Annotated in this window: 14 protein-coding genes; 6 read left to right on the top strand and 8 right to left on the bottom strand. The window is 69.5% G+C overall.

Going from position 1 to position 17,357, the window contains the following annotated elements:
- Positions 1–13: 13 nt before the first annotated feature.
- From ACH4YP_RS00670 to ACH4YP_RS00705, 8 genes are all read right to left on the bottom strand, one after another.
- Positions 14–1,039, bottom strand: coding sequence for a LacI family DNA-binding transcriptional regulator (locus ACH4YP_RS00670; protein ID WP_361052490.1), 1,026 nt, complete (start codon positions 1,037–1,039; stop codon positions 14–16).
- A gap of 89 nt (positions 1,040–1,128) precedes the next feature.
- On the bottom strand, positions 1,129–2,556 hold the full coding sequence (locus tag ACH4YP_RS00675) for an arabinose isomerase (RefSeq protein WP_398488697.1): 1,428 nt from the start codon (positions 2,554–2,556) through the stop codon (positions 1,129–1,131).
- A gap of 54 nt (positions 2,557–2,610) precedes the next feature.
- A complete protein-coding gene (locus ACH4YP_RS00680) occupies positions 2,611–4,038 on the bottom strand; it encodes a BNR repeat-containing protein (RefSeq protein WP_398488699.1) in 1,428 nt (475 codons plus the stop codon).
- Between the two features lie 30 nt (positions 4,039–4,068).
- Positions 4,069–4,389 (bottom strand): L-rhamnose mutarotase, encoded by a 321-nt coding sequence (locus ACH4YP_RS00685; protein ID WP_398488701.1) that lies wholly within the window; start codon positions 4,387–4,389, stop codon positions 4,069–4,071.
- A 12-nt stretch (positions 4,390–4,401) separates the two neighbouring features.
- The gene (rhaS, locus tag ACH4YP_RS00690) at positions 4,402–5,487 is read right to left on the bottom strand and encodes a rhamnose ABC transporter substrate-binding protein (RefSeq protein ID WP_398488702.1); all 1,086 of its coding nucleotides are present in this window, start codon (positions 5,485–5,487) and stop codon (positions 4,402–4,404) included.
- 51 nt (positions 5,488–5,538) lie between these two features.
- Positions 5,539–6,549, bottom strand: a complete 1,011-nt coding sequence (locus tag ACH4YP_RS00695) for an ABC transporter permease (protein ID WP_361052474.1) — start codon at positions 6,547–6,549, stop codon at positions 5,539–5,541.
- Positions 6,546–7,601 carry an ABC transporter permease gene (locus tag ACH4YP_RS00700; RefSeq protein ID WP_361052471.1) on the bottom strand — a complete coding sequence of 352 codons (1,056 nt, stop codon included), beginning with the start codon at positions 7,599–7,601 and terminating at the stop codon, positions 6,546–6,548. Before ACH4YP_RS00700 ends, ACH4YP_RS00695 begins: the two co-directional genes overlap by 4 nt.
- Entirely contained in the window at positions 7,598–9,124 is a 1,527-nt protein-coding gene (locus ACH4YP_RS00705; RefSeq protein WP_361052468.1) for a sugar ABC transporter ATP-binding protein, read from the bottom strand. The genes ACH4YP_RS00700 and ACH4YP_RS00705 overlap by 4 nt, the downstream gene beginning before the upstream one ends.
- Positions 9,125–9,398: 274 nt before the next feature.
- Here ACH4YP_RS00705 and rhaI point away from each other — a divergent pair, with 274 nt between their 5' ends.
- The 6 genes from rhaI (at position 9,399) to ACH4YP_RS00735 (ending at position 17,346) form a co-directional block, all read left to right on the top strand.
- A complete protein-coding gene (rhaI, locus tag ACH4YP_RS00710; RefSeq protein ID WP_398488705.1) occupies positions 9,399–10,568 on the top strand; it encodes an L-rhamnose isomerase in 1,170 nt (389 codons plus the stop codon).
- Between the two features lie 144 nt (positions 10,569–10,712).
- A complete protein-coding gene (locus ACH4YP_RS00715; RefSeq protein WP_398488707.1) occupies positions 10,713–12,752 on the top strand; it encodes a bifunctional aldolase/short-chain dehydrogenase in 2,040 nt (679 codons plus the stop codon).
- 43 nt (positions 12,753–12,795) lie between these two features.
- Entirely contained in the window at positions 12,796–14,235 is a 1,440-nt protein-coding gene (locus ACH4YP_RS00720) for a rhamnulokinase family protein (protein ID WP_398488709.1), read from the top strand.
- Positions 14,236–14,415: 180 nt separating this feature from the next.
- Positions 14,416–15,171 carry a (Fe-S)-binding protein gene (locus ACH4YP_RS00725; protein WP_398488711.1) on the top strand — a complete coding sequence of 252 codons (756 nt, stop codon included), beginning with the start codon at positions 14,416–14,418 and terminating at the stop codon, positions 15,169–15,171.
- A 73-nt stretch (positions 15,172–15,244) separates the two neighbouring features.
- Entirely contained in the window at positions 15,245–16,702 is a 1,458-nt protein-coding gene (locus ACH4YP_RS00730; RefSeq protein WP_398489426.1) for a LutB/LldF family L-lactate oxidation iron-sulfur protein, read from the top strand.
- The gene (locus ACH4YP_RS00735) at positions 16,699–17,346 is read left to right on the top strand and encodes a lactate utilization protein C (protein WP_398488713.1); all 648 of its coding nucleotides are present in this window, start codon (positions 16,699–16,701) and stop codon (positions 17,344–17,346) included. The genes ACH4YP_RS00730 and ACH4YP_RS00735 overlap by 4 nt, the downstream gene beginning before the upstream one ends.
- Positions 17,347–17,357: the final 11 nt, after the last annotated feature.

Genomic DNA, 17,357 nt, shown 5'->3' on the forward strand with positions numbered 1-17,357 from the left:
ACCGAACAACCGCTCAGCGCGGCGGGAGGCTGGAGCGCCGCACCACCAGCTCCGGCTGGAGGACCACGCGCTGGTGCTCGTGCGGGGTGGGTGCCGTCTCGGCCTCGGTCTCCTCCAGGAGGAGCGAGGCGGCGAGCGCGCCCATCGTCACGGCGGGCTGCCGTACGGAGGTCAGCGGGACGGCCGCCGCGGCCGCGAACTCGATGTCGTCGTAGCCGACGATCGCGAGGTCGTCCGGGACGGTCACCCCGGCCGCGAACATGGCCTGAAGGACGCCGAGGGCGAGCAGGTCGTTGGCGCAGAACACGGCGGTCGGACGGTCGCCGAGGCCGAGGAGGCGGGCACCGGCGTCCCGGCCCGCGGCCACGTCGAGCCGCTCGGTGGGCAGCTCGCGCAGGCACTCCGGGCCGAGCCCCGCCTCGTCCAGCGCCTTCAGGGCGCCCGTACGGCGGTCCCTGACCTGGTTCAGGCCGGGCGGGCCGCTCACGTACGCGATGGAGCGGTGGCCGGCGTCGATCAGGTGTCGTACGGCCAGGGCGCCGCCCGCCACGTCGTCGACCGACACCGAGCACTCGGTGGTGCCCTCGGCGACGCGGTCGACGAGCACGAAGGGGATGCCGTGGCGGCGGAACGCCTCGATGTTGCGCCCGGTGGCGTCGGCGGGGGTCAGCAGGACGCCCCGCACCCGCTGCTCGGCGAAGAGGGAGAGGTAGTCGGCCTCCTCGCCGGCGCTCTGCGCGCTGTTGCAGACCATCACGCCGAGCCCTGTCTCACGGGCGGCCCGCTCGGCGCCGCGCGCCACGTCCACGAAGAAGGGGTTGCCCATGTCGAGGACGAGCAGGCCCATGATCCGGCTGCGTCCGGCGCGCAGCTGCCGGGCCGACTCGCTGCGGACGTAGCCGAGCCGGTCGATGGCGGAGAGCACGCGGGCGCGGGTCTCGGAGGCGACCGTGTCCGGGCGGTTGATGACGTTCGAGACCGTCCCCACCGACACCCCGGCGTGCCGTGCCACGTCCTTGATGCCGACCATGTGCCTCACGTACTCCGTCCTGCTGTCCTGCCCCTTCGGGCCGAGAGTGCCAGCGTATCCGCGTGGCTGCCCGCCACGCCCCTCCCTGTGGGAAGCGGTCAGCCGGTCACCTCCACCAGCTCCAGGTCCGTGAGCTCCGCGACGGCCCGGAGCTCCGGCAGCAGACGGCCGGTGGCGAGAGCCCAGTGGTGGCCGACACCGCTCGCGCTCCACGCGTCGGTCCACTCGCCCGGGTCGACGCCGAAGTCGACGCGCGAGGTGGTGTTGCCGATCTCCAGCAGCGGTCCCCCGACGACCTCACCCTCGGATGCGATCAGCTTGTACCGGCCGTCGCGTGCCTGGCCCAGGCCGATGAGTGTCACCGGTCCGTGCTTGACATCGAACTCGACGGACACGCCCCAGCCCCGCTTGCCATGGTAGACGCCCAGCCCACGCAACAGGGGCTTGCGTTCGCTGATGGCGAGGTGGCCGGGCCCGTCGTGGCCCATCTCGACCACGCCGTCTCGGAAGTTGAGGGCCTGCAGCTCGGTGAAGGAACCGCCCGCGCCGAGGCGGTCGGCGATCAGCATGGCCAGTGACGTGCGCAACTCGTACTCGCCGCAGGCCGGGATGCCGCGTGCGGTGAGCAGCGAGGAGCCGAGGATCATGCCGGCGCCGAGCCGTTCGTGGATCTCGCCGTCGAGGCCCCGGTGGTAGTAGGCCAGCGAGTCCAGATCGAAGTCGGCGACCAACTGGTCGAGTCCGGCGGAGACCCGGGCCGCCCAGACCAGGTCGTCCTCGACGACGGAGTCGGCGAGTTCGAAGGTCTTGCGGGTCTCGGCGAGCTTGGCCGCCACCTGGTCGTCCCCGACCTGCTCGACGCGGACCCGCAGGTCGTCGAACTCCAGGACCTCGACATGGCCGCCCGTGTTGCCCGGAACCATCGTCAGGTCGGTGGAGACGTCGTACATGCCGGGATACAGGTGTCCCATGAGGCCGTGCCGGCCGTGGCTCAGCACCGACCGGACGCCCGCGGCACGGATCCAGCGGCCGATGCGCTGCCAGGCCCGCTCGTCCTCCAGATGCCCGGACACCGAGCGGAAGGGGACGCCGACCCGCTCGAAGGCGTTGGCCATCTCGGGCAGCGGGCAGGCGCCGCAGTAGGCGAGCCAGGCGCCGGTGTCGAAGGAGGCGTGGTCCATCGACTCGGTGGGCTGGAGGTTGATGAGCAGCACGGGAGCACCGCTGCGCTGGGCGATCGGGACCAGCATGGTCGCGGTCATGTAGGTGGTGAGGAAACCGACGATGAGGTCGCAGTCGGCTGCGCGCAGCTTCTCGGCGGCGGCCGCGCCCTCCTGGGCGTCGGAGATGAAGCCCACGTCGATGACCTCGGCGTCGAACTCCTGCATCCGCTCGGTGACCCGGGTGGCGGAGCGCTGGAGTTGGGGCAGCAGTTCGGGGAACTGGGGCCAGTAGGCACCGAGTCCGCCCGCGACGAGCCCGATACGGGGCTTGCGGGCGACGGCGGGAGTGCGTACGGCGGTCATGGTGGTCCCTCCGGTCACGGGGCCGGTCGGTTGGGCACGGTCACTTGGGCAGAGTCACTTGGGCAGGGCGAAGTCGACGACACGGATCGGCGACGGCGTCGTTCCGCTGGACTTCTGCTGGTACATGATGGACAGCACGCCGTCCTGGGCGACCCGGGCCTCGTCGAGCACGACCTCACCGAAGGCGTTGAGACCGCTGCCGTCGAACAGCACCTTCCAGTCGGTGTAGTTGGAGGCCTTCGAGGCTCCGACGATGCGTCCGAACGGCATGATCGCGTAGGCGTTGTCGTACTTGTCGAGGATCAGCTTGGTGCGCTGGCTGGAGTTGAGCGGCACCGGGATCTCGGTCTTCCGCCAGGCGCCGGTGGTGATGTCCTTGCGGACGTGGAAGGCGCGGCCGTTGGCGGTACGGTCGTCCACGTAGTTGGTGGTGCACTGCGTGAAGCGGCCCGGGACATAGCTGATGATCGCGTGCGGGCGGTTCGCGGAGTCGGTGGCCTGGCTCTCCTGGTTCATCAGGGAGTGGTCGGGGTTGAGCGCGTCCACGACGAGCCCGGCGTCGTTGACGGCGACCTTGTCGCTGCCGCCGGTGGTGCCGACGGCCGTGCCGGCCGCGTTGCGCCAGGTGCGGCCGCGGTCGGTCGAATAGACGTAACCGGTGTCGTGGTTGGTGATGCCGCCGCCGTTGCACATCACGGCGCCGTTCTGCTCGCGCCAGGTGAAGAAGGCGTGCAGGGTGCCGTCGGCGCTGTAGTCGATGCCGTGCAGGTACATGTTGCGGGCGGTGCTGGAGCCGTGCTCGCTGGTGTACGTGCCGGTGGAGCTGGACCACTCGCCGAGCGCCGTCCACTTCGAACCGTCGTACTCGGCAAGGGCGTTGCGGCCGTTGCCGGAGACGGCGACCCGGTAGCTGAGCTGCAGCCGGCCCTCGGGCGTGGCGACGAACTGCGGGTAGGTGAACTGCGAGGTGAGGCCCACGCCGTCGAGGGTGGTCTGCACGGAGCCGAAGCGGCTCGCGGTCCAGGACCGGCTGGCCGGATCGTCGAGGAGCCCCGCCTCGGACTTCACGTAGAAGAAGCCGTCACTGTGCGAGTCCATGTTGATGTGCAGGCGTCCGTCGATGCGTGAGACGCCCATGGAGATGACGTTGTGGGAGTCGTTGTACCGCAGCTTGTGCGGGAGTTCGGCGGTCTGCCAGCTCGACGCTCCCAGCGCGCGGCGGGCGATCACCGCGCTGCGGTCGGCGGTGTACCAGGCCGCGTACTGATAGCCCTTGTAGGTCAGCAACCCGTTCTTCTGGAAGGAGTTGTTGTTGACCAGGCCGTCGTACGACACAAAGTACAGGGCCTGGGCGTCGAGTTGGGTGTCGGCGATCCTGCTGACCGCCGGGGCGGGGTCGGCCGCGCGAGCGGTGCCGGTCAGGGATGCGGCGGAGAGCAGTGCGGTGGCCACCGCCGCGGCGGCCAGGGACCGTCTTCTCATGGTCATGCTCCTATGCGGGGGACGCCTCGGTCAGGCGAGGTGGAACACTTCGGTGAGCGGTTTCATCGCCGCGTCGGGGCGGTCCCCGTCGAGCGCTTCGAAGAAGTCGCCCATCTCGGCCTGCCAGCGGGCGTTGACCTCGGTCGCGGCCATGGCGGCCTGCGCCTTGGCGAAGTCCTCGGTCTCCAGATAGCCCACCAGCAGGCCGTCCTCACGCAGGAACAGCGAGTAGTTGTGCCAGCCGGTGGCGGAGAGCGCGTCGAGCATCTCGGGCCAGACGGCCGCATGCCGTTCGCGGTACTCCTCCAGGCGGTCCTGACGGACCTTCAGCAAGAAGCAGACACGCTGCATGGTGCGGGACTCCTAGAAGTCGAAGTCGTCGATGTTGTCCTTGTTGAAGACGGTGGGCGGGCCGAGGATGACCTCACCGTCCTTGCCGACCGTGTAGTCACCGAGCTCGCCGGCCTTGAACTTCTCACCCTCGGCGCCGGTGATCTGCCTGGACGCCAGGGCCGCCGCCGCGTACGCGCCGAGGTAGCCGAGCTTCTTCGGGTCCCACAGCGAGAACTGTTCGACCGTGCCGTCCTTGACGTACTTGCGCATCTGGTTGGGCGTACCGAGGCCGTTGAGGACGACCTTGCCCTTGTACGAGGAGGAGCTGATGTAGCGGGCAGCGGCCGCGATGCCGACCGTGGTGGGCGAGATGATGCCCTTCAGCTTCGGGTACGCCTTCAGCAGACCCTGGGTCTCCTGGAAGGACTTCTGGTCGTCGTCGTCACCGTAGGCGACCTTGACCAGCTTCATGTTCTTGTAGGCGGGCTTCTTCAGCTCGTCCTTCATGAAGTCGATCCAGGTGTTCTGGTTGGTCGCGTTCTGGGTGGCCGACAGGATCGCGATCTCGCCCTTGAAGTCGAGCTGCTTGGCGATGTGCTGGACCTGGCTGCGGCCGATCTCCTCGGAGCTGGCCTGGTTGATGAAGAGCTGGCGGCAGTCCTTGGCGGTGTCCGAGTCGTAGGCGACGACCTTGATGTCCTTCTTCATCGCGTTCTTCAGCGGGGTACAGACCGCGTTGGGGTCGTTGGCCGCGATGAGGATGGCGTCCTGCCGCTGCTGGATCAGCGTGTTGATGTACGAGACCTGGGAGGAGGCGCTGGAGTCGGAGGGGCCGACCTCCTTGCCGGTGCCGCCGAACTCCTTGGTGGCCGCGATGCCGGCGTCGTCGACGATCTTCTCGTACGGGTTGTTGATCTGCTTGGGCAGGAAGGCCAGCTTGAGGCCCTTCTTCAGCTCCGCGTCGGGGTTGGCCTTGGCGCTGCTGCCGTTCGACTTCGTGTCGCTCTTCGCGGAGTCCTTGGTCGTGCCGCTGCACCCGGCCAGGGTGACCGTGAGTGCGCAGACGACGGAGGCGGCGGCGAGCACGCGGCCTCGGGTTCGGGTGTGGAGTCGCATGAGGGTGCCTTTCGGGACGTACGACGGTGTACGAGGTGGAAAAAGCGCGGCTTATGAACTGGGTTGTGGAGCTTTTGGACCGGGTGTCGTCGCGGCACGCCGATGTCGGCGTTCGGAGACCACGGAGATGATGCGCGGGGTCAGTACCGAGGCGATGAGGAGCAGCCCGGTGACCACGACCTGGATCTCGCTGGAGATGTCGTTGAGGGTGAGCAGATTGCGCAGCAGCCCGATGAGGAGTACTCCGGCGACCGCGCCGCCGAGGGTGCCCTTGCCGCCGTCGAAGTCGATGCCGCCGAGCAGGACGGAGGCGATGACGACGAGTTCGAGACCGAGGCCGTTGTCGGCGCGGGCGCTTCCGTACCGCAGGGTGTAGACGATCCCGGCGAAGGAGGCGACCACTCCGGAGACGACGAACAGCGCCAGCTTGAAGCGCTTGACCCGGATGCCCGCGAAGTAGGCGGCGTCCTCCTGCGCGCCGATGGCGAACAGGGAGCGCCCGAAGCCGGTGCAGTGCAGCACGACCGCGGTGATCACCGCGAGCACGATGAACAGCGCGACCGGGTACGGGATGAACGTGCCGGGCACGGTCTCGGTGTACGTGGCCCACTCGGCGTACGTCGCCGGGAAGTCGGCGACGGCCTTGGTTCCGAGGACCACCGAGGCCAGGCCTCGAAAGAGGGCAAGGGTGCCGATGGTGACGGCGAGGGAGGGCAGCCCGACACGGGTCACCAGCCAGCCGTTGAGGAATCCGCCGAGCGCGCCGACCAGCAGGCAGATCGGCACGATCATCTCGAAGGCGTAGCCGGCGTCCCACAGCGAACCCGCCAACGCGCTGGACAGGCCCAGCATCGAGGCGACGGACAGGTCCACCTGCCCTGCGACGACCAGCAGGGTCATCGGCAGAGCGATCAGGGCGACTTCGGCGATGTCGTTGAGGGCGGCGGAGAGGTTGGCGGTGTCCGCGAAGCCCTCGGTGCTGCCGGTGCCGACGAGGAACACGGAGATCAGCAGGATGCCGACGACGCTGTCCCAGCGCAAAAACTTGGTGAGCGCGGTCATCGCCTGCTCCTCTTCCTCAGGGCGTTGGTGGTGCGGACCTGCACGATGCGGTCGGCGGTGATGGCGAGGATCAGCAGGGCACCGGTGATGGCCTGCTCCCAGAAGGGGTCGACCTTGAGGACGATCAGCGCGCCGGAGATGGTGGTGAGCAGCAGGGCACCGAGCGCCGCGCCCCACACCGAGCCGATGCCGCCGGTGATCGCCACGCCGCCGACGACGACGGCGCTGACCACGGTGAGTTCCCAGCCGCTGGCCGCGTTGGCGACGACGGTACCGAAGCGGGCCAGCCACAGAGCTCCGGCGAGGCCCGCGATGGCGCCCGAGAACACGTAGGCGACGAGGACCCGGCGGCGGATGGGGATGCCGGCGAGCCGGGCGGCCTCGGGGCTGGACCCGATGGCGTACAGCTCACGGCCGCTGCGGTAGGTCCGCAGGAAGTAGGCGGTGGCGGCGAGTACGGCGACCGAGATCAGCGGCAGGTACGGGATGCCGAGGATGCTGCCGCTGCCGAGCGAGAGCACCGAGTCGGGCAGGTTGACGGCGTTGATCTGGCCGCCCTCGGCCAGGGCGTAGTCGATGCCCTGGACGACGTACAGCATGCCGAGGGTCACGACCAGCGCGGGCACCTTGCCGATGCTGACGAGGGCACCGCTGACGAGGCCGCACAGGGCTCCGATGGCGATACCGAGGAGCATCACGGTCAAGGGTCCGTGGTTGGTGCCCGAGACGAAGTCGCCGCAGGTGAAGGCGGTGAGACCGACGACCGAGCCGACCGACAGGTCGATGTTGCGGGTCACCACGACGACGGACTGGCCGACGGCCAGCAGCACCAGGATCGAGGAGTTGAGCAAGAGGTCCTTGACGCCCTGGCTGTCCAGGAAGGAGTGGTTGGCGAGCCAGGTGCCGAGGATCAGCAGGACGAGCGCGCCGCCGATGCTGATCTCGCGGGCCCGGAAGACCGCGTCGACGAGGTTGCGGGCGTCGCTCTTCTCCGGAGCGGGCGCGGCGGAGGGCTTCTCGCGTGCCGACAGTGCCGACGGTGCCGACTTCATGCTGCCCTCTCCTTTCCGTTACGTCCCGTCGCCGCGGCCATCACGGATTCCTCGGTGGCCTCGGTGCGGGGGATCTCGGCGACGAGCCGGCCCTCGTGCATGACGAGGACGCGGTCGGCCATGCCGAGGACTTCGGGCAGATCGGAGGAGACCATCAGTACGGCGAGCCCCTCCGCGGCGAGTGAGGAGAGCAGACGGTGCACCTCGGCCTTGGTGCCGACGTCGATGCCGCGGGTGGGCTCGTCGACGATGAGCACGGAGGGCTCGGTGGCGAGCCACTTGGCGAGGACGACCTTCTGCTGGTTGCCGCCCGACAGGACGCCGACACTGTCGGACAGCTTGTTGTACTTGAGCTGCAGCTTGACGGACCAGTCGGCAGCGCGGCCCTGTTCGAGGGCGCGGCGCACGAGTCCGCCCTTGCCGAGCTTGTCGAGGCCGGTGAGGGCGATGTTGCGCTCGATGGACATCTCCATGACGAGCCCGCACTGCCGGCGGTCCTCGGGGACGAGGGCGACGCCGGCGTCCATGGCGGCGGTGGGCGAGCCCACGGTCAGGCGCTTGCCGTCCACGTGCACCTCGCCCGCGTCGGCGCGGTCCACACCGAAGACGGCCTGGACGACCTCGCTGCGCCCGGCGCCGACGAGTCCGGCCAGGGCCACGATCTCGCCGCGCCGCACTTCGAAGGAGACGTCCCGGAAGACACCCTCACGCGTCAGGCGCTGCACGGACAGCGCGGTCTCGCCGATCCGTGTCTCCTGCTTGGGGTAGAGCTCTCCGAGGTCACGCCCGACCATCCGGCGGACGAGGTCGTCCTCGGTGAGGCTGTCGATCGGCTCGGAGGAGATCCAGCGGCCGTCCCGCAGCGTGGTGACCCGCTGGCAGAGCCGGAAGATCTCCTCCAGCCGGTGCGAGATGAACAGCACCGCCGCGCCCTCGGCGCGCAGCGTCTCCACGACGGAGAAGAGACGCGCGGTCTCGCTGCCGGTGAGGGCCGCCGTGGGCTCGTCCATGATCAGCACGCGGGCGTCGAAGGAGAGCGCTTTGGCGATCTCGACGATCTGCTGGTCGGCGATGGACAGACCACGTGCGGGGCGCTGCGGGTCGAGGGTGACGCCGAGCCGGGCCATGAGTTCCGCGGTGGCCGCGTGCACCGCCTTGCGGTCGATGCGGCCGAGCGCCCGGCGGGGCTGGCGGCCCATGAAGATGTTCTCGGCGATCGAGAGGTCGGGGAACAGCGTCGGTTCCTGGTAGATCACAGCGATCCCCGCGTCCCGGGCGTCCGCCGGGCCGTGGAAGGTGACAGGAGAGTCGTCGAGCAGCACCTGGCCGGCGTCCGGCCGGTGCACGCCCGCGAGCGTCTTGATGAGAGTGGACTTGCCCGCGCCGTTCTCCCCGGCGAGCGCGTGGGCCTCGCCCGGGAAGAGCTGCAGCGAGACGTCATGCAGGGCCCGCACGGCGCCGAAGGACTTGGAGACGTCCTTCAGGGCCAGGACAGGGGCCGGGCCCGCGTCGGAGTCGTTCATGAGGGCTCCTCAACGTCGAAGGCGATCTCTTGACGTCGTGAAAGGTTTCAATAAGGTTTCACGGAAGCTAGACGCGCCAGCCCGGCGGAGTCAATGGGTCTGAGTCCGAAAGTTTCGCTGCTGGGTCATATAACGCCCCGGTCACGCGACCATCACCGCTCACCCTCTTGACAGCCCTGGCGGCCACGCCTAGCTTCACGGCAATGAAACGATTCACACTTCTCTCGGTGAGCCACCCGCTTGACCGACCGCATGGCATACAGGAGCGCTGACGATGACGAGCCGATCCGACGTTTCCGCTGTGAAGGCCGCCCTCAGGACCCAGGCCATCGAGACGCCTTCATGGGCGTACGGGAACTCGGGGACCCGCTTCAAGGTGTTCGCGCAGCCCGGAGTCCCCCGCAATCCTTTCGAGAAGCTGGACGACGCGGCGAAGGTGCACGAGTTCACGGGGGCCGCGCCGACCGTGGCGCTGCACATTCCGTGGGACAGGGTCGAGGACTACGCGGCCCTGGCGAAGCACGCCGAGGAGCGCGGTCTGAAGCTCGGCGCGATCAACTCCAACACCTTCCAGGACGACGACTACAAGCTGGGCAGCGTCTGCCACCCGGACGCGGCGGTCCGCCGCAAGGCGCTCGACCACCTGCTGGAGTGCGTCGACATCATGGACGCCACGGGTTCGAAGGACCTGAAGCTGTGGTTCGCGGACGGTACGAACTATCCCGGCCAGGACGACATCCGCGAGCGCCAGGACCGGCTCGCCGAGGGCCTGGCCCGGGTGTACGAGCGGCTCGGCGACGACCAGCGGATGCTGCTGGAGTACAAGTTCTTCGAGCCCGCCTTCTATACGACGGACGTGCCCGACTGGGGCACGGCGTACGCCCACTGTCTGAAGCTCGGGCCCAAGGCACAGGTCGTCGTCGACACCGGGCACCACGCTCCCGGGACCAACATCGAGTTCATCGTGGCGACGCTGCTGCGCGAGGGGAAACTCGGGGCGTTCGACTTCAACTCGCGGTTCTACGCCGATGACGACCTGATGGTCGGGGCCGCCGACCCGTTCCAGCTGTTCCGGATCATGTACGAGGTGATCCGTGGGGGTGGCTTCAGTCCGGATGTGGCGTTCATGCTCGACCAGTGCCACAACATCGAGGCGAAGATCCCGGCGATCATCCGGTCCGTGATGAATGTCCAGGAGGCCACGGCGAAGGCGCTCCTGGTGGACCGCGAGGCTCTTGTCGTCGCCCAGCGGTCGGGGGACGTGCTGGCTGCGAACGCCGTCGTCATGGACGCGTACAACACGGATGTGCGGCCGTTGGTGGCGGAGGTTCGTGAAGAGCTGGAGTTGGATGCGGACCCGATGGCGGCGTACCGCCGCTCCGGGTGGGCGGAGAAGATCGCTGGGGAGCGGGTTGGTGGGCAGCAGGCCGGATGGGGGGCGTAGCCGTTGCACGGGCTTGACCGGTCCATTCACCGGAGGACCGCAGGTCGGTGGCTGACTGCGGGTCGGCTTCAGTTGATCGCGCAGTTCCCCGTGCCCCTTACGGGGCACGAGCATACGTACGCACTCTTCTTAAGGACTAGGAACATGGCACCCCATCCCGAAGCCGCCGCTCTGCTGGCCCGGTCCAATCGGCTTGGCGCTGATCCGCGGAACACGAACTACGCGGGCGGGAACACCTCCGCGAAGGGCACCGACACCGATCCCGTGACCGGTGGGGACGTCGAGTTGATGTGGGTCAAGGGGTCCGGGGGCGACCTGGGGACCCTCACCGAGTCCGGGCTCGCGGTGTTGCGGATCGACCGGCTGCTGGCGCTGAAGGACGTGTATCCGGGGGTGGAGCGCGAGGACGAGATGGTGGCCGCGTTCGACTACTGCCTGCACGGGAAGGGCGGGGCGGCTCCGTCGATCGACACGGCCATGCACGGGCTGGTGGACGCGGCACATGTGGATCATCTGCATCCCGACTCCGGGATCGCGCTCGCCTGTGCGGCCGACGGGGAGAAGCTGACCGCCGAGTGTTTCGGGGACAGTGTGGTGTGGGTGCCGTGGCGTCGGCCCGGCTTCCAGCTCGGTCTCGACATCGCCGCCGTGAAGGAAGCGAACCCGCAGGCCGTCGGCTGCGTCCTCGGCGGGCACGGCATCACCGCCTGGGGCGGCACGGCCGAGGAGTGCGAGCGGAACTCGCTGCACATCATCCGTACCGCCGAGGAGTTCCTCGTCGAGCGCGGGAAGGACGAGCCCTTCGGTCCGGTGATCGAGGGGTACGCGGCTCTCGGTGGCGCCGAGCGCCGGGAGCGGGCCGCCGCCCTCGCGCCCGTGATCCGGTCGCTGGCCTCGCAGGACCGTCCGCAGGTCGGTCACTTCACCGACTCCGAGGTCGTGCTCGACTTCCTCGCGAGCGCCGAGCACCCGCGGCTCGCCGCGCTCGGCACCTCCTGCCCGGACCACTTCCTCCGTACGAAGGTCAGGCCGCTCGTCCTCGATCTGCCGCCGACCGTCGGACTGGACGAGGCGATCGCGCGGCTGAACGAACTGCACGCCGAGTACCGCGAGGAGTACGCCGCCTACTACCAGCGGCACGCCCTGCCCGACTCCCCCGCGATGCGCGGCGCCGACCCGGCGATCGTGCTCGTCCCCGGAGTCGGCATGTTCAGCTTCGGCAAGGACAAGCAGACCGCGCGCGTGGCCGGCGAGTTCTACGTCAACGCGATCAACGTGATGCGCGGGGCCGAGGCGGTCTCGACGTACGCGCCGATCGAGGAGTCGGAGAAGTTCCGCATCGAGTACTGGGCCCTTGAGGAGGCCAAGCTCCAGCGGATGCCGAAGCCCAAGCCGCTGGCCACGCGCGTGGCGCTGGTGACGGGTGCGGGCAGCGGTATCGGCAAGGCGATCGCCGAGCGGCTGGTGGCCGAGGGCGCGTGTGTCGTGATCGCGGACCTGAACGCGGAGAACGCGGCCGACGTCGCCACCGCGCTCGGCGGGCCCGACAAGGCCGTCGCCGTCACCGTCGACGTGACCTCCGAGGAGCAGATCGCCGAGGCCTTCAAGGCGGCGGTGCTCGCCTTCGGCGGCGTCGACCTGGTCGTGAACAACGCCGGTATCTCCATCTCCAAGCCTCTCCTGGAGACCACGGCCAAGGACTGGGACCTCCAGCACGACATCATGGCCCGCGGCTCCTTCCTCGTCTCGCGCGAGGCGGCCCGGGTGATGATCGCGCAGGGGCTCGGCGGGGATGTCATCTACATCGCGTCCAAGAACGCCGTGTTCGCCGGTCCGAACAACATCGCCTACTCCGCCACCAAGGCCGACCAGGCCCATCAAGTGCGTTTGCTGGCCGCCGAGTTGGGTGAGCACGGGATCCGGGTCAACGGCATCAACCCCGACGGGGTAGTCCGCGGCTCCGGGATCTTCGCGGGCGGCTGGGGTGCTCAGCGCGCGGCCACGTACGGCATCGAGGAGGAGAAGCTCGGCGAGTTCTACGCCCAGCGGACCATCCTCAAGCGCGAGGTACTGCCCGAGCACGTCGCCAACGCCGTCTTCGCCCTGACGGGCGGCGACCTCACGCACACCACCGGTCTGCACGTCCCGGTCGACGCCGGTGTCGCCGCCGCGTTCCTCCGGTGACGAACGTGACTCAGGAAGCGACAGTGAACCTCAGGAGGCGGCTGTGAAGTCGTACGCCGCGGTCGACCTCGGCGCGTCCAGCGGGCGCGTCATGGTCGGCCGCGTGGGCCCCGACACGCTGGAGCTGACGGAGGCGCACCGCTTCCCGAACCGGCCGGTGCGGACGCCCGAAGGGCTGCGCTGGGACATCCTCGCGCTGTACTCGGGCGTCCTCGACGGGCTGCGCGCGGCAGGGCAGGTCGACTCGGTCGGCATCGACAGCTGGGCCGTGGACCACGGCCTGCTCGACGCCGACGGGGCGCTCCTCGGCAACCCGGTGCACTACCGCGACGCCCGCACCCAGGGCGTCGCGGAGAAGGTGTGGGCCACCGTGCCCGCCGCCGAGCTGTACGCGGCGACCGGGCTCCAGTACGCGCCCTTCAACACGCTGTACCAGCTGGTGGCCGCCCGCTCGACGCCCCAACTGGCTTACGCGCGCCGCCTGTTGCTCATCCCCGACCTGCTGACGTACTGGCTCACGGGCGAGCTGGGCACCGAGCTCACCAACGCCTCCACGACCCAGCTGATCGACCCGCGCACCCGCGACTGGTCGTACGACATCGCGGAGCGCCTCGGCATCGACCTGACGCTGTTCGCGCCGCTGCGGCAGCCAGGGGACCCGGCGGGGCTGCTCCGGCAGAGCGTGCTGGACGAGACCGGGCTGACCGGTCCCGTGCCGGTGACGACGGTCGGCTCGCACGACACCGCCTCCGCGGTGGCCGCGGTTCCGGCCGTGGGCGGCGAGCGCTTCGCGTACATCTGCACCGGCACCTGGTCCCTGGCGGGCCTGGAACTGGAGGCGCCGGTCCTCACCGAGGAGAGCCGCGCGGCCAACTTCACCAACGAGCTCGGCCTGGACGGCACGGTCCGCTACCTCCGGAACATCATGGGGCTCTGGCTGCTCCAGGAGTGCGTACGGGAATGGGGGGATCCCGACCTGGGGGACCTCCTGTCGGCCGCCGCCGAGGTACCGGTACTGCGGTCCGTCGTGGACGCGGGCGACGCCGCCTTCCTGGCTCCCGGGCGGATGCCGGCCCGGATCGCCGACGCCTGCCGGGAGTCGGGGCAGCCCGTGCCCGGGTCACCCGCCGAGATCACGCGGTGCATCCTCGACTCACTCGCCCTGGCCCACCGCCGGGCGATCACCCAGGCCCAGGAACTGGCCGACCACCCGGTCGACGTCGTACACATCGTGGGCGGCGGCACCCGCAACGCCCTGCTCTGCCAGCTGACCGCCGACGCCTGCGGCCTCCCGGTCGTGTCGGGCCCCGCGGAAGCGGCGGCCCTGGGCAACGTCCTCGTACAGGCCCGAACCCACGGCCTGGTGGGCGACCGCACCTCGATGCGCGAACTGCTGGCGCGTACGCAGTCGTTGACCCGCTACGAGCCGCGGACCTCCGCCGCAATATGGCAAGCGGCCGAGGCTCGGCTGGCCGAGCGATGACGCGCCCCAAAGGGGCGCGGGGAACTTCGCGCCCAGCCACGAACGACCTGTGGACCCGAAAGGCGCGTCCAGGGAACGTCGGCCCGGAAACGGCACCCCGCACGGAGGGCAACCTCATTCCCAGCAAAGCCGGCGCCGCGTATCGTGCACTCATCCGATGATCGATCCCAAGGAGCCGCGATGCGTGTCGCTCTGTTCCTGACCTGTGTCAACGACACGCTCTATCCGGACACCGGCCGCGCCGTGGTGAAACTGCTGACCAGGCTGGGCATGGACGTTGATTTCCCGATGGCGCAGACGTGCTGCGGGCAGGCTCACTACAACACCGGCTACCGCCACCAGGCCGAGCCGATGGCCCGGCATTTCTCCGATGTTTTCGGTGGGTACGAAGCGATCGTGACCCCGTCCGGTTCGTGCGGCGCGATGGTGCGGGAGCTGTATCCGCGGATGGGCGAGCGGGCGCGCGCCGAGGGCCGCGGGGACACCCTGGCGGCCACTCTCGCGCCGGTCGTGCCGAAGACGTACGAGCTCACCGAGTTCGTGGTGGACGTGCTCGGGGTGACGGACGTGGGCGCGTACTACCCGCACACCGTCACCTACCACCCCACCTGTCACGGGCTGCGGAGCCTCGGGCTCGGCGACCGGCCGCGCCGACTGCTCCAGTCCGTCAAGGGACTTGAGCTCAAGGAGTTGCCCGGCGCGGACGAGTGCTGTGGCTTCGGGGGCACGTTCGCCGTCAAGAACTCCGATGTATCGGCGGCGATGGGTGCCGACAAGGTGCGCAACGCCGAGTCGACGGGCGCCGACGTACTGTGCGCCGCCGACAACTCCTGCCTCATGCACATCGGCGGCACCATGACCCGGCTCAGGACGGAGATGCGTCCGGTGCACATCGCGGAGATCCTGGCGAGCACCGAGGAGGAGCCCCTCTCATGAACGGGACGTTCGTCGGCGTGAACAGCCACAGTGGAGAGGAGCCGAGCGCATGAGCGGTGGGACCTTCGTCGGGATGCCGTCCTTCCCGAAGGCCGCGCACGAGGCCGTCCACAACCAGACCCTGCGCGGCAATCTGCGCCACGCCACCCACACCATCCGCGCCAAGCGCGCGAACGCGGTCGCGGAGGTCTCCGACTGGGCCGAGCTGCGCGAGGCCGGCAAGCAGATCAAGGACCACACACTCCGTCATCTCGACCGGTATCTGGTGCAGTTGGAGGAGTCGGTCACGGCGGCCGGCGGCACCGTGCACTGGGCCGCCGACGCGGACGAGGCCAACCGGATCGTCACGTACCTCGTCAAGGCGACCGGCGAGAGCGAGGTCGTCAAGGTCAAGTCGATGGCCACGCAGGAGATCGGCCTCAACGAGGCGCTCGAAGCCGAGGGCATCAACGCCTACGAGACCGATCTCGCCGAGCTCATCGTGCAGTTGGGCAAGGACCGGCCGTCCCACATCCTCGTGCCGGCCATCCACCGCAACCGCGGCGAGATCCGTGACATCTTCGTGCGCGAGATGAGCGAGTGGGGCCGCCCGGCGCCCGAGGGTCTCACCGACACGCCCGCCGAACTGGCCGAGGCCGCCCGCGTGCACCTGCGCGAGAAGTTCCTGCGCGCCAAAGTCGGGGTCTCCGGCGCCAACTTCATGGTCGCCGAGACCGGCACGCTGGTCGTCGTGGAGTCCGAGGGCAACGGCCGGATGTGCCTGACCCTCCCCGAGACGCTGATCTCGGTCGTCGGCATCGAGAAGATCATTCCGACCTGGCAGGACCTGGAGGTCTTCCTCCAGACACTCCCCCGCTCCTCCACGGCCGAGCGCATGAACCCGTACACCTCCACCTGGACGGGCACGACGGACGAGGACGGTCCGGGGACCTTCCATCTGGTCCTCATCGACAACGGCCGCACCGACACGCTCGCCGACGAGGTCGGCCGCCAGGCCCTGCGCTGCATCCGCTGCTCGGCGTGCCTCAACGTCTGCCCGGTGTACGAGCGGGCGGGCGGCCACGCGTACGGCTCGGTCTACCCGGGCCCGATCGGCGCGATCCTCAGCCCCCAACTCCGGGGCACGCAGAGCGAGATCGACGCCTCACTCCCGTACGCCTCCTCGCTGTGCGGTGCCTGCTACGACGTCTGCCCGGTGGCGATCGACATCCCGGAGGTGCTGGTGCATCTGCGGGAGCGGATCGTCGAGGGCGGCGTCGTGACCCGGGACGGCGCCAAGGTCGTGCTCAAGCCCGCGAAGGGGCATGCCGCCGAGCGGGCGGCGATGCGCGCGGCACGGTGGGCCTTCGGTCACCCGGGCGCGCTGCGCACCGGCCAGCGGTTCGCGTCCCGCACGCGCCGCTTCCATCCGCGGACGCTGCCAGGGCCCGGCAAGGCGTGGAGCGAGACGCGGGCACTGCCGACAGTTCCGGCGGAGCCGTTCCGCGACTGGTGGCAGCGGACGAACGGTGGAAAGGACACGTCGAAGTGAGCAGCAGGGATCTGATCCTGGCCCGGGTGCGGCGCGCGCTGGCGGACGTGCCACGGGACGACACGCCGTACGACCAGGCCTTCGAGCGCGGGTATCTGCGCGAGCACGGGGACCGGAGTGTCGAGCAGACGGTGGAGCTGCTGGCGGAGAACCTGGCGGACTACCGGGCACGGGTGCACCGCTGTGCGGCCGACGAGTTGGCGGCGACGATCGCCCGGTTGCTGGCCGAGCGGGGTTCGACGTCGGTCGTCGTGCCCACGGGCCTGGATCCGGAGTGGCTCGCGGCCACCGACGTGACGCGGGTTCCGGACCGGCTCGCCGGTACCCCGGACGAACTGGACCGCGTCGACAGCGTCGTCACCGCGTGCGCGGTCGCGATCGCCGAGACCGGCACCATCGTGCTGGACGGCGGCCCGGACCAGGGCCGCCGCCGGATCACCCTGGTCCCGGACCACCACATCTGTGTCGTACGCGTCCCCGACCAGGTCGTGTCCTCCGTGCCCCAGGGTCTGGAGCGCCTGGACCCGGCCCGTCCACTGACCTGGATCTCCGGGCCGTCCGCCACCAGTGACATCGAACTCGACCGGGTCGAGGGGGTGCACGGTCCGCGCACCCTGGAGGTGGTGCTGGTGAGCGGAGAGTGACGGACGCGGTT

It is taken from the genome of Streptomyces sp. NPDC020747 (assembly GCF_044334695.1).
GTDB lineage: Bacteria > Actinomycetota > Actinomycetes > Streptomycetales > Streptomycetaceae > Streptomyces.

Excerpts from the sequence above, each read along its gene's own strand:
- ACH4YP_RS00700 (WP_361052471.1), bottom strand. The coding sequence starts at position 7,601 with ATGAAGTCGGCACCGTCGGCACTGTCGGCACGCGAGAAGCCCTCCGCC.
- ACH4YP_RS00680 (WP_398488699.1), bottom strand. The coding sequence starts at position 4,038 with ATGAGAAGACGGTCCCTGGCCGCCGCGGCGGTGGCCACCGCACTGCTC.
- ACH4YP_RS00705 (WP_361052468.1), bottom strand. The coding sequence starts at position 9,124 with ATGAACGACTCCGACGCGGGCCCGGCCCCTGTCCTGGCCCTGAAGGAC.
- rhaI (WP_398488705.1), top strand. The coding sequence starts at position 9,399 with ATGACGAGCCGATCCGACGTTTCCGCTGTGAAGGCCGCCCTCAGGACC.
- ACH4YP_RS00695 (WP_361052474.1), bottom strand. The coding sequence starts at position 6,549 with ATGACCGCGCTCACCAAGTTTTTGCGCTGGGACAGCGTCGTCGGCATC.
- rhaS (WP_398488702.1), bottom strand. The coding sequence starts at position 5,487 with ATGCGACTCCACACCCGAACCCGAGGCCGCGTGCTCGCCGCCGCCTCC.
- ACH4YP_RS00675 (WP_398488697.1), bottom strand. The coding sequence starts at position 2,556 with ATGACCGCCGTACGCACTCCCGCCGTCGCCCGCAAGCCCCGTATCGGG.
- ACH4YP_RS00725 (WP_398488711.1), top strand. The coding sequence starts at position 14,416 with ATGCGTGTCGCTCTGTTCCTGACCTGTGTCAACGACACGCTCTATCCG.
- ACH4YP_RS00730 (WP_398489426.1), top strand. The coding sequence starts at position 15,245 with ATGCCGTCCTTCCCGAAGGCCGCGCACGAGGCCGTCCACAACCAGACC.
- ACH4YP_RS00715 (WP_398488707.1), top strand. The coding sequence starts at position 10,713 with ATGGCACCCCATCCCGAAGCCGCCGCTCTGCTGGCCCGGTCCAATCGG.
- ACH4YP_RS00685 (WP_398488701.1), bottom strand. The coding sequence starts at position 4,389 with ATGCAGCGTGTCTGCTTCTTGCTGAAGGTCCGTCAGGACCGCCTGGAG.